The 15043-nt window shown below is 61.4% G+C and carries 16 protein-coding genes; 5 read left to right on the top strand and 11 right to left on the bottom strand.

The features are described 5' to 3' along the window. Positions 1–2: 2 nt before the first annotated feature. The 3 genes from sseA to NEZ08_RS02705 all read right to left on the bottom strand — a co-directional run bounded on the left by sseA (position 3) and on the right by NEZ08_RS02705 (position 2742). Entirely contained in the window at positions 3–857 is an 855-nt protein-coding gene (gene sseA / locus NEZ08_RS02695; RefSeq protein WP_298103055.1) for a 3-mercaptopyruvate sulfurtransferase, read from the bottom strand. A 110-nt stretch (positions 858–967) separates the two neighbouring features. Continuing rightward, positions 968–1384: a rhodanese-like domain-containing protein gene (locus tag NEZ08_RS02700; protein WP_298103058.1), complete on the bottom strand. Its 417-nt coding sequence runs from the start codon at positions 1382–1384 to the stop codon at positions 968–970. A 182-nt stretch (positions 1385–1566) separates the two neighbouring features. Next, positions 1567–2742 carry a VWA domain-containing protein gene (locus tag NEZ08_RS02705; protein ID WP_298103061.1) on the bottom strand — a complete coding sequence of 392 codons (1176 nt, stop codon included), beginning with the start codon at positions 2740–2742 and terminating at the stop codon, positions 1567–1569. Positions 2743–2931: 189 nt separating this feature from the next. Between NEZ08_RS02705 and NEZ08_RS02710 the strand changes: the two genes are divergently transcribed. Then, positions 2932–3774, top strand: a complete 843-nt coding sequence (locus tag NEZ08_RS02710) for a MoxR family ATPase (RefSeq protein WP_298103063.1) — start codon at positions 2932–2934, stop codon at positions 3772–3774. Here NEZ08_RS02710 and NEZ08_RS02715 read toward each other — a convergent pair. The 5 genes from NEZ08_RS02715 to NEZ08_RS02735 all read right to left on the bottom strand — a co-directional run bounded on the left by NEZ08_RS02715 (position 3771) and on the right by NEZ08_RS02735 (position 8629). Continuing rightward, positions 3771–5402, bottom strand: coding sequence for a GMC family oxidoreductase (locus NEZ08_RS02715; protein WP_298103066.1), 1632 nt, complete (start codon positions 5400–5402; stop codon positions 3771–3773). The two genes, NEZ08_RS02710 and NEZ08_RS02715, sit on opposite strands and share 4 nt — an antisense overlap. Before the next feature lie 105 nt (positions 5403–5507). Beyond that, positions 5508–6101, bottom strand: coding sequence for a GNAT family protein (locus NEZ08_RS02720; RefSeq protein WP_298103068.1), 594 nt, complete (start codon positions 6099–6101; stop codon positions 5508–5510). A gap of 130 nt (positions 6102–6231) precedes the next feature. Continuing rightward, the gene (locus NEZ08_RS02725) at positions 6232–7158 is read right to left on the bottom strand and encodes an SMP-30/gluconolactonase/LRE family protein (RefSeq protein ID WP_298103071.1); all 927 of its coding nucleotides are present in this window, start codon (positions 7156–7158) and stop codon (positions 6232–6234) included. Between the two features lie 71 nt (positions 7159–7229). Next, entirely contained in the window at positions 7230–8105 is an 876-nt protein-coding gene (locus tag NEZ08_RS02730) for an AraC family transcriptional regulator (RefSeq protein WP_298103073.1), read from the bottom strand. Positions 8106–8239: 134 nt separating this feature from the next. Then, positions 8240–8629, bottom strand: coding sequence for a hypothetical protein (locus NEZ08_RS02735; RefSeq protein ID WP_298103076.1), 390 nt, complete (start codon positions 8627–8629; stop codon positions 8240–8242). A 157-nt stretch (positions 8630–8786) separates the two neighbouring features. Here NEZ08_RS02735 and NEZ08_RS02740 point away from each other — a divergent pair, with 157 nt between their 5' ends. Both NEZ08_RS02740 and NEZ08_RS02745 read left to right on the top strand, forming a co-directional pair. Further along, a complete protein-coding gene (locus tag NEZ08_RS02740) occupies positions 8787–8993 on the top strand; it encodes a hypothetical protein (protein ID WP_298103078.1) in 207 nt (68 codons plus the stop codon). A gap of 299 nt (positions 8994–9292) precedes the next feature. Next, positions 9293–10084, top strand: a complete 792-nt coding sequence (locus NEZ08_RS02745; protein WP_298103081.1) for a substrate-binding domain-containing protein — start codon at positions 9293–9295, stop codon at positions 10082–10084. Positions 10085–10162: 78 nt separating this feature from the next. Here NEZ08_RS02745 and NEZ08_RS02750 read toward each other — a convergent pair whose 3' ends face one another. The 3 genes from NEZ08_RS02750 to NEZ08_RS02760 all read right to left on the bottom strand — a co-directional run bounded on the left by NEZ08_RS02750 (position 10163) and on the right by NEZ08_RS02760 (position 13025). Beyond that, the gene (locus NEZ08_RS02750) at positions 10163–10903 is read right to left on the bottom strand and encodes a transporter substrate-binding domain-containing protein (RefSeq protein ID WP_298103133.1); all 741 of its coding nucleotides are present in this window, start codon (positions 10901–10903) and stop codon (positions 10163–10165) included. 159 nt (positions 10904–11062) lie between these two features. Beyond that, complete coding sequence (locus tag NEZ08_RS02755) at positions 11063–11710, bottom strand: DJ-1/PfpI family protein (protein WP_298103084.1); 648 nt, start codon at positions 11708–11710, stop codon at positions 11063–11065. A gap of 7 nt (positions 11711–11717) precedes the next feature. Beyond that, entirely contained in the window at positions 11718–13025 is a 1308-nt protein-coding gene (locus NEZ08_RS02760) for an MFS transporter (protein ID WP_298103087.1), read from the bottom strand. A gap of 76 nt (positions 13026–13101) precedes the next feature. Here NEZ08_RS02760 and NEZ08_RS25725 point away from each other — a divergent pair, with 76 nt between their 5' ends. Beyond that, positions 13102–13836, top strand: coding sequence for a helix-turn-helix domain-containing protein (locus NEZ08_RS25725; protein WP_367278362.1), 735 nt, complete (start codon positions 13102–13104; stop codon positions 13834–13836). Then, the gene (locus NEZ08_RS02770; protein WP_367278361.1) at positions 13826–15043 is read left to right on the top strand and encodes a malonyl-CoA decarboxylase; all 1218 of its coding nucleotides are present in this window, start codon (positions 13826–13828) and stop codon (positions 15041–15043) included. The genes NEZ08_RS25725 and NEZ08_RS02770 overlap by 11 nt, the downstream gene beginning before the upstream one ends.

Below are 15043 nucleotides of genomic sequence, written 5' to 3' on the forward strand. Positions count from 1 at the left end.
GATTACGCTGGCCCCGTCGCGATCGCCGGGCCGTCAGCCTTGCCCCATTCCGACCACGAACCGTCATAGAGCGCGGCGTTTTCGACGCCGAGCCGATAAAGCGCAAGCGTCAGCACCGCCGCCGATACGCCGGAGCCGCAGCTTGTGACGATGGGCTTTGCCGTGTCCACGCCGGCGACCGCAAAGGCTTTGCGCAACTCATCGAGCGGCTTCATCGTGCCGGTCGCGGCATCGAACAGGTTGTTGTAGGGCAGGTTGAGCGCCCCCGGAATGTGGCCGGATCGAATGCCCGGCCGCGGCTCCGCTGCGCGGCCCTCGAAGCGATCCGCCGCACGCGCATCGACCACCTGTTCGGCGCGGCTTTTGACATTGGCGATCATCTGCTCGATCGAACGGACGCGCCTTTCGTCATAGCTCGCGTGGAACGTAGCGGCCCTGGCCTTCACCTCACCGCTCTCGACAGGGCGCCCTTCGGCGCGCCACTTCTTCAAGCCGCCGTTGAGAATGCGAACGTCCCGGTGACCATAGGACAAGAACATCCACCAAACGCGCGGTGCCGCGACCCAGCTGCCAGAATCATAGATCACCACCGTATCGCCGTTTGAGATGCCGAGGCCACCTATGTCCCGGCCAAACTGTTCGGCGCTCGGAAACATGTGCGGCAGCGGATTGGAATGGTCCGACACTGCATCGACGTCGAAATAGACCGCGCCCGGAATGTGTGAGGCGAGGTAATCGTCCTTCGGCAGAGGAAGGATGCCCGGCAATTTGAAGGTCGCGTCGAGGAGTCTGACGTTGGCATCGCTCAGGTGCTCAGCCAACCATTCGGTGGAGACGAGCGGGTCGTTGGGAATCATGGATCAAAACTCTCCGGTTTCTTCAGGCCGTATTTTTTCAGGCCGTAATTGATCGGCGATCCATCTTCTCGATGATGGAAAGGCGCGTCAGGCCCGCGTGTGGCAGGCTATCAACCCTTCGGCTTCTTCGGTTCCCATTTCTCGATCGGGCCGCCGGCCTCGCGCCAGGCGGCATAGCCGCCGGCAATATGCGCCACCGGTTTGAGCCCCATGTCCTGGGCGGCTTTGGCCGCCAGCGCCGAGCGCAGGCCGCCCGCGCAGTAGAAGATGAATTTCTTGTCCTGCTGAAAGATCGGCTTGGCGTAAGGGCTTGCAGGGTCGATCCAGAATTCCAGCATGCCTCGGGTGCAGGAGAACGAGCCCGGGACCCGGCCGTCGCGCTCGAGCTCACGGGGATCGCGGATATCCACGATGACCACGTCTTCGCTTTGTGCCGCCTTGATTGCGTCTGCGGCGCTCAATGTTTCGATTGCCGCATTGGCTTCGTCGACCAGGGCCTTGATCCCGCGATGAATGGTCTGGGGCATCGATCGTTACCTCACGTTTTGTGGCCCGGTTCCAGGAGCCACTGCAGCGCTTTTCCCTGCGACGCGAAGCGTCTCCGGTACCGATGCGCGAGAGAGCCTGGATACCCGCATAGCCCTTCAACAGCCCCCTCCTCGGCGCTGGCGCTCACGCGCTGCGCTGCATCCGGGGCACGAACTCCCGTCTAGCGAACCAATTCCTTCATCGCATTCTCGAGACCCTCGATCGTGATCGGGAACATGCGGTCTGCAAAGATGCGACGAATGATGGTGGTCGATTCCGAATAGTCCCAGTGCCGCTGTGCCACCGGATTGAGCCAGACCGCGTGCGGATAGGTACGCGTGATGCGATCAAGCCAGACCGAGCCGGCCTCTTCGTTGACGTGCTCGACCGAGCCGCCCGGCACCATGATCTCGTAAGGCGACATCGAGGCATCACCGACAAACACCACCTTGTAATCGTGCGGATATTTGTGCAGCACGTCCCAGGTCGGGGTGCGGTCGGTGAAACGGCGGCGGTTCTCCTTCCACACGCCTTCATAGAGGCAGTTGTGGAAGTAGAAATATTCCATGTGCTTGAATTCGCTTTTCGCCGCCGAGAACAGTTCTTCGACCTGCTCGACATGGGAATCCATCGAGCCGCCGATGTCGAAGAATACCAGCACCTTCACTGCATTGCGCCGTTCGGGCCGCATATGCAGGTCGAGATAGCCGTGATTGGCGGTTTCCTTGATGGTGGTATCGAGATCGAGTTCGTCCGGCGCACCGGTGCGGGCAAATTTGCGCAGACGCCTGAGCGCGACCTTGATGTTACGAATGCCGAGTTCGACGTTGCCGTCGAGGTCTTTGAACTCGCGGCGATCCCACACTTTCACCGCACGGAAATTCCGGTTCTTCTCCTGGCCGATGCGGATGCCCTCTGGGTTATAGCCGTGCGCGCCGAACGGCGAGGTGCCGGCCGTGCCGATCCACTTATTGCCGCCCTGGTGGCGACCCTTTTGCTCTTCAAGGCGCTTGCGCAAGGTCTCCATGAGCTTGTCCCAGCCCATCGCCTCGATCTGCTTCTTCTCTTCCTCGGTTAAGTATTTCTCGGCGAGCTTCTTCAGCCATTCCTCCGGGATGTCCGCCTTCTGCATCGCGTCGAGGAGGCTTTCCAGCCCCTTGAATACCGTGCCGAACACGCGGTCGAACTTGTCAAGGTTGCGCTCGTCCTTCACCAGCGCGGCACGAGAAAGATAATAGAAATTCTCCACCGACTGCTCGGCAAGATCGGCGTCGATCGCCTCCATCAGCGTCAGGTATTCACGCAAGGTCACCGGGACCTGCGCCTCGCGCAGAGATGTGAAGAACTGAAGAAACATGCCCTTCAGATTGCCCGTCGGGTTGCGGTCGTCAAGAGCCCGCGATGCTTATCTGGGTAGCATCGCGGGCCGGCATCGGTCTGGACCTGCAGGCTTTTTCAATTACACTGTGGCAAGCGACCGCCCCCAGGCGGTCTTTTCCTGTTACAGAGGCTTCTTCGTCTCGAGAACCAAGGCACGTCATTTTCCATGAAATTTACCGGCACCAAGGACTACGTCGCCACCGAAGACCTCAAGGTCGCAGTCAATGCCTCGATTGTGCTCGAGCGGCCGCTGCTGATCAAGGGCGAGCCTGGTACCGGCAAGACGGTGCTGGCTGAAGAAGTGGCCAAAGCCCTGAAGGCTCCGCTGCTGACCTGGCACATTAAATCCACCACCAAGGCGCAGCAGGGTCTCTATGAATACGACGCCGTGTCGCGGCTGCGCGACAGCCAGCTTGGCGATGCGCGCGTGTCCGACATCAAGAACTACATCAAGCGCGGCAAGCTCTGGGAGGCCTTTTCCTCCGAACAGCGCCCGGTGCTCCTGATCGACGAGATCGACAAGGCCGACATCGAATTCCCCAACGACCTGTTGCTCGAACTCGACCGCATGGAATTCCATGTCTACGAGACCGGCGAGACCATCAAGGCGAAACTGCGCCCGATCGTGATGATCACCTCGAACAACGAGAAGGAATTGCCGGACGCGTTCCTGCGCCGCTGCTTCTTCCACTACATCAAGTTTCCCGATGCCGACACCATGGGCCGGATCGTCGACGTGCATTTCCCGGACATCAAGAAGCGGCTTGTCGAAGAAGCCTTGCGCATCTTCTTCGAGGTACGCGAAGTGCCGGGCCTCAAGAAAAAGCCGTCGACCTCGGAACTGCTCGACTGGCTGAAGCTGCTGCTCAACGAAGACATCACGCCGGAAATGTTGAGGGAGCGCGACCCGCGCAAGCTGATCCCGCCGCTGCATGGCGCGCTGCTCAAGAACGAGCAGGACGTGCACCTGTTCGAACGGCTGGCATTCCTGAGCCGAAGAGAAGTCTAGAGCACCACAGCCTCCGGCGGCGTCTTGCCGCGGATCATGTCGCTCGCCTTGTCGGCGATCATCTGGGTCGACGCGTTGAGGTTGGCCGAAATCATCCGCGGCATGATCGAGGCATCGATCACCCGCAGACCGTCCAGGCCATGCACGCGCAACTGGTCGTCCACCACGGCCCACGGCGCATTTGCCGGCCCCATCCGGCAGGTGCAACCGGGATGGAACGTGGTGGTGCCGCGCTTGGTGGCGGCCTGCAAAAACTCCTCGTCGGTCTGCACCTCGGGTCCTGGAAAATCCTCGTAGTCGTAATAAGGTTTGAGCGGGTCCGATTTCAAAAGCTTGCGCGCCAGCTTCATGCCGGCGACCACGACGCGGCGATCGAGTTCGGCGGTGAGATAATTGGTCTGGATGATCGGCGCTGCGAACGGATCGGACGAGCGGATGCGGACATAACCGCGGCTCTCGGGGCGCTGCTGCCAGGAAGTGACCGTCATGCCGGGCAAATCCTCGAGCGCGCCCTGCACGCCTTCCTTGTAACTCGCCGGCGTGAAGGTCAGTTGCAGGTCGGAGCTCTCGGTGGTCTCGCCGGAATGCCAGAAGCAGTAGACCATGGTCGGCGACAGCGACAGCAGCCCGCGCCGCGTCGTCGCCCACTTGATGACTTCTCCCACCAGGCTAAGGCCGCGCCGGCGCTCGTTGATGGTCTTGATGTTCTTGACCCGCGCCACCGAGCGCGGCGCGTAGTGGTCCTGCAATCCTTCGCCGACCCCAGCCAGCGCATGACGCACCTCGATGCCATGCGATTTCAGCAGTTCGGGTGAGCCGACGCCGGACAATTGCAGGAGCTGCGGCGAGTTGTAGGCGCCGCCGGAGAGAATGACCTCCCTGGCCGCGCGCACCTCATGTAACGTGCCGTTCTGGCCGCCGCGCCGGTAACGCACGCCAACCGCGCGCCTGCCCTCGAAGACGATTTCGGTGGCATGCGCATGAGTGCGCACATCGATGTTGCCGCGTTTGAGCGCCGGATGCAGGAAGGCGGTGGCTGCACTGACGCGAAGGCCATTCTTGATGGTGCGCTGCGCGTAGGACACGCCTTCCTGGATCGCGCCGTTGTAGTCGGGATTGCGCGGAATGCCGAGCGAGATCGCGCCTTCCATGAAGGCCTCGCAGAGCGGATCCTTCCAGTCCATCGTGGTGACGGTGAGATTGCCATCGCGTCCGCGATAGGTGTCGTCGCCGGGGCCAATGCGGGTTTCCAGGCGCTTGAAATACGGCAGCACGTCCGAATAGCCCCAGCCGCGATTGCCGAGTTGCGCCCAGGTGTTGAAGTCCTGGCGCTGGCCGCGGTTGTAGATGTGACCGTTGATCGAGGATGATCCGCCGAGCGTCTTGCCACGCGGCGCATAGATGCTGCGGCCACCGGTCCAGGGACCGACTTCCTGCTGATAGGCCCAGTTGACGCTGCGCATGTGGAAGGTTTTGATGAACCCCGCCGGCAGATGGATGTACGGATGCCAGTCGCGCGGCCCTGCTTCGAGCACACAGATTTTTGTGGCCGAATCCTCGCTCAGGCGATTGGCCAGCACGCAACCGGCCGAACCCGCGCCGATGATCACATAATCGAACGTATCCATTTTTCTGTTACGCCAAATGCGTCCCTGGATTCCGGTCTTCATCTCTCCTTGGGAAAGACAGAGCCCACCGCCCGGTTGGCAAAGTTCGTCTCGTTCCCATGATGCTTACCGCAGCCTTTCGTTCAATTGATAACCCAGATGCGCCTTCGCCGTTGGCCATTCCGAGGCGATGATGCTGAACACCACGGTGTCGCGCAGCGTTCCGTTCGGCGCGAGCTGGTGGTTGCGCAGGATGCCGTCCTGCTTGGCGCCCAATCGCTCGATGCCGCGCCGGCTCTGATGATTGAAGAAATGCGTACGGAATTCGACCGCGATGCAATCCAGCTTTTCGAATGCATGGGTCAACAGCAACAACTTGCACTGGGTGTTGAGCGCCGTGCGTTGCACGCGTTTGGCATACCAGGTCGAGCCGATCTCGACACGCCGGTTCGCGGCATCGATGTTCATATAGGTCGACATGCCGGCGATCCGGCCATCGGCATCGAACACCGTGAACGGCAGCATCGAGCCTTTCGCCTGCAGGCCGATGCGCCGGTCGATCTCCTTTGCCATGTCGTCCGGCTTTGGAATCGAGGTATACCAGATCTTCCACAGATCGCCGTCCTTCACGGCGTCGGTGAGGCCGGCAAGATGGGCATGCGATAGCGGCTCGAGCCGCGCATGCGGGCCACTCAAAGTTACCGGTTCGGGCCAAGGCATCTTATCTCCTTACAACTTCATCATTCAGGCGCGATGCGAAGCATCGAACTGTGGTACGCCCTTGCGCACCTTGAGAATCTCGAAACTCCGGACCTGGTCCTTCGGACCATCCCGCATGACGTAAGAGTCGTCATCGATTCAGGAAATTCAGCGGCAGGCCGGGCCGCGGCCAATCCATCGCCACGAGCTCACCCTTGCCGGACAAGGTAATGTAGGCGGTTTTCAGCTCCGGGCCGCCAAAGGCGATATTGGTCGTCACACGGTCGCCGGTCGGCACCTGCTCGACCAGCGTACCATCCGGAGCGATCACCGAGATGCAGCCGGAGATCAGGGTTGCAACGCAGATATTGCCGTTGGCCTCGACCGCCAGCGAATCGAACATCTGATAACCGCCGAGCCCTGCGATCGGTTTTCCGCGCTCGCCACGATAGATCACGTCGCGCGGCTTCACCACGCCTGGCTCCGGAATTTCATAGGCCCACAGCCGCGCCGTGGGCGTCTCGGCGATGTAGAGCGTCCTTTCGTCCGGCGACAGACCGATGCCATTGGCGGGCAACACGCCGTGTACGCCCTCGACGATCTCTTTCATGCCGGGCTTGAGATAATAGAACGCGCCGACATCCATCTCGCGCGCGCGCCGCTTGCCGAGATCGGAAAACCAGAGCCCGCCGTGCCGGTCGAAGACCAGATCATTCGGCCCGCGCAGATCATGTTCGCCGCATTTCGTCACGACAGTCTCGACCCTGCCGCTCTGCAAATCTATGCGCTGGATCGAGCCGCCGAGATAATCGTCCGGCTGCGCCCCCGGCATCACGGTGTTGCGCGTCGGGATCCAGGAGAAACCGCCGTTGTTGCAGATGTAGATCTTGCCGTCCGGACCGAGCGCTGCACCGTTTGGTCCGCCGGGAATTTGCGCGATCACTTCCTTGCGCCCGTCGGGATAGACCCGCGTCAGCCGCCGGCCGCGGATTTCGACCAGGACAACCGAGCCGTCGGGCATTGCCACCGGACCTTCCGGAAATTCGAGATCCGTAGCGAGCACGCGAAGTTCAGCCATCAATTCCCTCCCCAACGCTTCTTTCGAACAACGTTAGGGCAAAGCAGCAGCAGCATGCAAGCAGCTGCAACTCATCGGCAACGCAAAGCAGGACTGCCGGCAGGCGTGGCGGTCTGGTTCTGCACGGGCACCCAGATCTCGAAACCGCCATTGCCGGTGAGGGGATCGAAATTTTCGTCGTAGCGCTCGAAATTCGGCGCGTCGGCAACCTTCAGGCCCGAGGCCGGCAGCCAGTGGTTCCAGATCGTGTTGACGGTGCGGCGAATGGTCGAGATGTGTTCGCGATCGGTGAACACGGCAAAGCGCTGTTCGGGAATCCGCACACGAAAGAACGGTCGCGGCAGTCCGGAGAAGTCGGAGACTTCGACGCCGGCGACATAGTCGAAATTGCCGGCATCGTCGCCGTTGCAGCAGACGCCATAGGCGATCTTGCCGACACGACGGGGAATATCGTCTTCCACCTGGTGAAAGCGCTGCCACTGGCCGGGAATGCCGGCGCCGTTTTCGTGATTGTAACGCTCGCCGATCCCGGCAATCAGCAAGGGCTTTGAGGTTTCGAAGCGCGGAGGTTCGAGGTTTTTGATGAATGAAGAGTCCATCTGGATCGGCTCCTGAAGCTTGAGATCACCGACGCAAGAGAGGCTGCGAACGGTCTCGGGTGTGAGCCCGAAATGGTCGCGGAACGCGCGGGTAAACGCTTCGTGGGAGCCGTAATCCGCCTCCAGCGCCAGCGTGAGGATATCCGGCGCACCGGCCGCAAGCGCCCGCGCCGCCTCGCTGAGACGGCGCGCGCGCACATACCGCATCACCGAAAAGCCTGTCGCTGCGGCAAACGCCCGGACCATATGAAACCGCGACACCCCGGCTACGCCAGAAATGTCGTCGAGCGAGAGTTCACCGGCCAAATGACTTTCGATGAACCAGAGCGCTTTTTGGGCGGGATTCATGAGATCAGGTTCTCGGAGATCATTCACTCGGGGGAGTTTGGTCGGGCGACTGCCCCATGCAAGCTGTGCCATCATGCGCAGGCGTCGCACGCCGCATTTGATCGCCATTGCGCTTCGGCCCGCGCGCGAAGGACCTATTTATCGCCCTGCTTCGCCGCGTCCTTTCCAGTTCCATCCTTGGCGGCCGCGTCTTTGGCAGCGGTCGCGCCGTCGGCGGTCTTGCCCTGTGCGACTTTCAGGTCATCGACAGCCTTCTGAAGCGTCGCGACGTTCGCTTTCAGCGCCTCGACTGCCCGGTTTGTGGCGTTCAGTTTCTGCTGATGGTCCAAAGTCAATTTGGCGACGGTCTTCTGAAGGAACTCGACATTGCTTTGCAGGCAACTGGTGCGACGCTCCATCGTCTTTTCGACGGTGCAGACTTCGATACCGGGAACATCCTGCGCGCGGGCGGGGCGCACGCCGGGTGCGAGCAGCGCCGCGAGGCAAGAGCAAAGGCAAAGTCCGCCAACCAAACGGCCGATCATCAAACCCTCGTTTCTGTTGATGTCTTGCGGTAAACTTCTTGCGAGCGAGCCTTCCGGCTGTGGATGCTACCACACTGCCACCCCAATCGGGCGTTGACCTTGATCGCCATTGCGCGGGCCCTCGCCCGCCAAAATTCAACTTGAAGCGGGATTAGACATGGCAACGCGCGAAAAACGGTTGGCCCAATTCGATGGTGAGGGAGCGCCGCCGCCGGATCTGCCGGTCCAGGTGTTGTGTGAGGATCAGAGCGGCACCTATGAGCTGCCGTTCGCCTGCCGCTTTGTTGACGGGGCGTGGCACAATCATGAGTCCGGCGGCACGCTGGAGGCCAATGTGGTCGCATGGCGTCGGCGCCGAAACTGAATCGCCGCGCAAGGTCATGAGCTGTCTCAAAATGCGACGCGAACGTGCCTTGCCGTTAAGAAACGGAACGCGCGCGGAACGAACCGCGCCCGAATCGGCCGAATCGCCGTGTACGCCGATGTTCACGGCTAGATGTCGTGACGAGCCACGCGGCGGACACTAGATAACGACCGCCGCATTTTCACAGGGTGATAGACTTGCTTCTCAAAGGTTAACCGCGCCGTTTCCGCCTTTGCACGCGCTCGCCACCCCGCTAATAGAGATCGGCAAAACAAGGCCGTCCCCGGGGAGGATTTTTCATGCGCTTTCCAGCCATCCATTTTCGCTATCTGACTCTGGGCGTCGCCGCCGCGCTTTGGTTGACCGCCTCGACGCAAGCGGCCGAAATCCATGTCATGATCTCGGGCGGATTCTCGGCGGCCTATAACGCGCTGGTGCCGGCGTTCGAGAAAGCCACGGGCAACAAGGTGATCACGGCCTATGGCCCGTCGATGGGCACCACGGTCAACGCGATCCCGGTGCGGCTCGGGCGCGGCGAACCCGCCGACGTTCTGATTTTGGTGGGCTATGCACTCGACGACCTGATCAAGCAGGGCAAGGCGATCGCGGGCAGCAAGGTCGATCTCGTCAACTCCAAGATCGGCGTCGCGGTAAAGGCCGGCGCGCCGAAGCCTGACATCTCGACGGCGGACGCCGTCAAGCACGCGCTGCTCGCGGCCAAATCCGTCGCCTATTCCGACAGCGCCAGTGGCGTCTATGTCTCGACCGTGATGTTCGACAAGCTCGGTATCGCCGCCGAGATGAAGGACAAGGCGAAGAAAATCCCTGCTACGCCCGTTGCGGAGATCGTGGCGAAGGGCGAAGCCGAACTCGGTCTTCAGCAGATCAGCGAGCTGAAGCCGGTTCACGGCGTCGACATCGTCGGTCCGCTGCCGGATAGCTTGCAGAAGATCACCGTGTTTTCCGCCGGTATCGCCACCGGCGCGAAGGAGCCGGAAGCCGGCAAGGCGCTGATCAAGTTCCTTGCTTCGCCTGCGGCTAGGGAGACGATCATCAACAGCGGTCTCGAGCCGATCGAGGGCGGGAAGTAGTTGCGTCCGCACGAAAGGTGAAACACCTCTCCCCTTGCCCTTGCGGGCCCCGAAAAGGGGGAGAGGTGAAGGAAACGACTACTTCGTCGGCAACGGCGTGTCCTTCAGACCGTTATCGTCGAACGCCTTGCGCAACAGGCCGTTGGTCTTGGCGTCCGTCAGGAACTTGCTGGCATATTGCAGCGACAGCGGATGATTGAGCGGCACCGCGACCGCGGTGATCGTCTGCTTGAAGGTTTCATCCAGCACGCGCGTACCGGGAATTTTTTTAGCCAGCGCGTTGAGCTGATCGCGCGACAGCGCGAAGGCATCGATCTTGCCGTCTTTCAGCAGATTGAAGATTTCATCGAAGGTCTGATAGCCCGTGACCTTGGCGTTCTTCAGATGCGCCACCGCGCCGCGCATGGTGGTGGTATTGTTGACGGCCGCGACGTTGACGCCCGGCTGATCGAGACTGGCGTAATCCTTGATCGTCGAACCCGCCTTGACGATGTAGGTGGCCTCTGCGACTTCATAGATAGGGCCGAACGATATCTTCTTGGCGCGCTCGGCATCTTCCGGCAGGAAGCTGACGTCCCAGGCGCCCTTGGCGGCCGCATCCGTGATCTGTCCCGAATTCGGAAACGGGACATATTCGACGGGCAGACCGAGTTGATCGGCCATCGCCTTGCCGAGCTCGACGGGCACGCCGGCGTAACCGTTCTCCGTTTTCCTGGACCAATAGGCGCCGCCCGCGGCGCTGATCCCGATCGCCACCCGTAACTTGCCGGTCGGCGCGATCTCATTCTTCAGGGCGTCGGCATTGGCCGTCCCGGTCATCATGAACGCAACTCCCAGAATAAGACCGCCAATCCGCGGCTGGAAAATTTGGCGCATGTCCGGCTCCCGTTGGCCCTTCGTGAAGCATTGGACCTTTGAAGCCCATTATGGCCGATCGGCGGAAAGCGCAACACCGCGCCTGCCATAAAAACTCAGCTTCTATCCGCCTTGGGCGGCGGGCCGCCCTGAGAGGATCGGTCCAAACGCCTCACGGTTGACACGCCAGGCACGCCGATATTCGAGGATGCGCGCAGTCTCGTTGGCGACGTGCTCGCCAAACATCTGCGATAGTAAATGCAGCGTGGTGTCGATGCAGAGCGTGACGCCGCCGCCAGTCACCACTTTGTCTGGCCGCTCGACCAGCATCGCCTCGCGCACGTCGATCTCGGGATATCTCTCGCGCATGATGGCAACAGGCGACGTCTCCGGCGGCACGACTTCGATTTTTGTCGTGGCAGGTTCGCCATCGAGCACGCCGCTGACGGCGAGGATCATGCCTCCGGTGCAGACAGACGCGATACGGGATGAGGCGTGCACGCGGCGAACATAGTCGAGCGTTGCGGGCGCTTTCGCCTGCGCTGCCCAGCCGGGGCCGCCGGTGAAGATGACGACGTCGCAACCGGGCGCGTCATCAATGTCGTAGTCGGCAGTTACCTTCAGTCCGTTGGCGAGCGCAACAGGACCGCGAGAAGGCGCTATTGTGCAAATCGAGATTTCCGGCACGATCCGCTGCGCCATCGACAGCACGCCGTAGGTCGCAAGATCGATCGGTTCGACACCGTCATAAATGAAGATGCCGAACCGCATAGCGCGATCAATCCCTCAGCGCCGCGCCGCGGGTCTCATGCGCCGCCAGCGCCGCCGCAAGCGTGATCAGGGCCAGCACGATCATCATGATCGAGACACCGCTGGTTCCGCCGAAATAGCCGACCATCACGGTCGCGAGGATCGGTGCGAAACCGCCGCCGATCGCGGCCGACGCCTGGAAGCCGAAGGAGGCGCCGCTATAGCGAATGCGCGCGCCGAACAGTTCCGGGAAGTAGCAGGACTCCGGCCCGAACATCATGCCATGACCGAAATTCATCGCAATCGTCACGGCGGTGAAGATCAATACCGCGCTCTTGCTGTCGACCATCCAGAACAGCGGAAACGCAAAGGCAATCGAGAACAGCGCACCCATAATATAAAGCGGGCGCCGGCCGATCTTGTCGGACAGCCATCCGAACAGCGGCAGGGTGATGAGTTCGAACAGCGCGGCGTAAAGCACGGCATCCAACAACATCGCCTTCGGCACGCCGAGCTTGCCCGTGGCATAGCCGACGATGAAGACGGAGAGCATGTAGACCCAGGACACTTCGGAAAGTTTCAGGCCTACTGCGATCAAAAATGTCCTGGTGTTTCTGCCGACGACTTCGGCCACCGGATTGCCGGACAGGCCATCGCGCCGCTTCAAACCTTCAAACACCGGCGTTTCCGGCACGCGCGAACGCACGAAAGTGCCGATGCCCAGCAGGAGGATGCTGGCCAGGAACGGAATCCGCCAGCCATAGCTGGCGAAATCCGCATCCGGCAGCTTGGCCACAAGTGAGAACACCAGTGTCGCCAGCACGAGACCGATCGGAAAGCCGATCTGCACGAAGCTGGTATAGAAGCCGCGCTTGTCGGCGGGCGCGTGCTCCAGCACCATCAGCGAGGCGCCGCCCCATTCCCCACCGAGGCCTATGCCCTGGACGATCCGCAGGATCATCAGGAGGATCGGCGCGAATACCCCGATGGTTTGGTAGGTCGGCAACAACCCGATGCAGAAGGTGCTCAAGCCCATGATGAAGAGGGTCAGCACCAGCATGGATTTGCGGCCCAGCCGGTCGCCGAAATGGCCGAACAGGGCCCCGCCGAGCGGTCTCGCCAGAAAGCCGACCGCGTAGGTGCCAAGCGCGGCAAGCGTGCTGGCCAACGGATCGAAAGTCGGGAAAAAGGCCCTGTTGAACACGAGCGTCGCAGCGGTCGCGTAGATCAGAAAATCGTACCATTCGATAATCGTACCGAAGCAGCTCGCGAACACGATCGAGTTCATTTTCGAGTGCTCGCCGCCGGCCATCGGCGCTGTGGTTGCAATGGTCATCGGCCCTCCGCTCGTCTGCGAATGCCCTGTCCAAATGCGACACAACAGGGCGTCGGCCGATATGAATGCAAGCAGCATGCCGGACCGAAGTCCCAGTTCAGGACAACCCGGCGCCTATACTGCCATCGGCGGCGCCTTTTGGCGGGTCGGAGCCGAATTCAGCGCGGCCAGAGGGCCGGGGTGCGGATTTCCACGGGCAGGATCAGGGCAGCGGCAATGGTCAGCAGGCAGAGACCGGCCGCGCCGCCGAGCTGGCACCGGCCGATCCCGCTGGCATGAAAGCGAGGTCGTGGCGGAAAAGATCGGGACTTCGGCGCGCACGTTGTCGCGGCTGTTCACCTCCGAAACACAGTTGAGATTCAAGAGCTGGTGCCAGCGGGCTGCGGATTGCGGCGGCCGTCGAGCGGCTGTCAACCGAGAACAACGTCTCAATCAAACAGGTCGCAGCGAGCTCGGATACGCCAGCCTTCCTGCATTTTCGCATGCCTTCCGGCAGGTTACCGGCCGAACGTCGCGCGATCTTTTGACGGCCGTCCGTCGTAACCGCCATGACAAATTGTTGTGCTTGATTGGGGCGCACTTCGCTTTAAATCGATGTAACATTCACCCGCAGTCAAAATGGATTCGACCAATCAGCAATGGCCAACGCGTTTTTCAGCGATTTGCTAGCAACTATCTCGGAACGCGGGCGCACCCTGCTCAATCGCGGCAAGCCGGACGACGGCAAGGAAGACGCCGACGGTCTGATCGGGCTCTGCGAGGCGGTCTTATCCGGCCGTGGCGAGGCCTCCGGCACCGCGATGGCCAGTGAAGTTCTCGACCGCTACCACGATCTCGATGCCGAGCAGAGGCTTGCCTTCTTCCATGCGCTGGCGCGCGATTTCGGTCCAGACCGGGACAAGGTCAACAAGGCCATCGAAGCCTGGATGGCTGAGCCTCGCGACGGCAATGGCGGCGCCCTCCACTTTGCCTCCGAGCCAAGGCGGCAGGAATTGATCCGGCGGCTGAACCGGGCGCCCGGCGGCACCGCCAATCTGGTCGCCATGCGCGCCGACTTGCTCACTTTGATGGGCAACAACAAGCAGGGCGAAGACAGGGACCTTGCCGCGCTCGACCGCGACGTCGTGCACCTGCTCGCGTCCTGGTTCAACAGGGGATTTCTCGTGCTGCGCAGAATAGACTGGTCGACGCCGGCCAACATTCTGGAAAAGATCATTCGCTATGAAGCCGTGCACGAAATCGGCGGCTGGAACGATCTGCGCCGCCGCATCGATCCGGTCGACCGGCGCTGCTACGCTTTCTTCCATCCCGCACTGGTCGACGAACCATTGATTTTCGTCGAGGTGGCACTGACAGAAGAAATTCCGCACGCGATTGCTCCGCTGCTCGCGGAAGACCGCGAGGCCGTTCCGGTCGAACGCGCGCGCACCGCCGTGTTCTACTCGATCTCCAACACACAGCGCGGCCTGGGCGGCATTTCGTTCGGCAATTTCCTCATCAAGCAGGTGGTCGAGGAGCTGCGGCGCGAATTGCCGAAGCTCGAAAACTTCGTGACGCTGTCGCCGGTGCCGGGATTTATGAAATGGCTGAAAACGACGGCCTACCTTCCCGTCACCGAGGACGAGCGTTCCCTTCTCAAACATCTCGATGAGCCCGATTGGTGGCGGAATCCCGAGCTGGAAGGCCAGCTGCGTCCGATCGTCGAGACCCTGGCGGCCTACTATTTCCTGAAAGCGCGCACGCCCAAGGGGCGCCTGATCGATTCGGTCGCGCGCTTCCATCTCGGCAACGGCGCGCGGCTGGAGCGGATCAACTGGCTCGGCGACGTCTCGTCAAAGGGCATGCGTGAATCCGCCGGTATCATGGTCAACTATCTCTACCGTCTCGACGACATCGAGAAGAACCACGAAGCCTATGCCAACGACGGCACGGTGGTTGCGTCCAGCACGGTGAAGAAAATGCTCAAGGGCGAAGGCCGCCGCCTGCTTGACATCGTCGCGCTGCCCAAGCAGGCATAA

It is taken from the genome of Bradyrhizobium sp. (genome assembly GCF_027451485.1).
Taxonomy (GTDB): domain Bacteria; phylum Pseudomonadota; class Alphaproteobacteria; order Rhizobiales; family Xanthobacteraceae; genus Bradyrhizobium.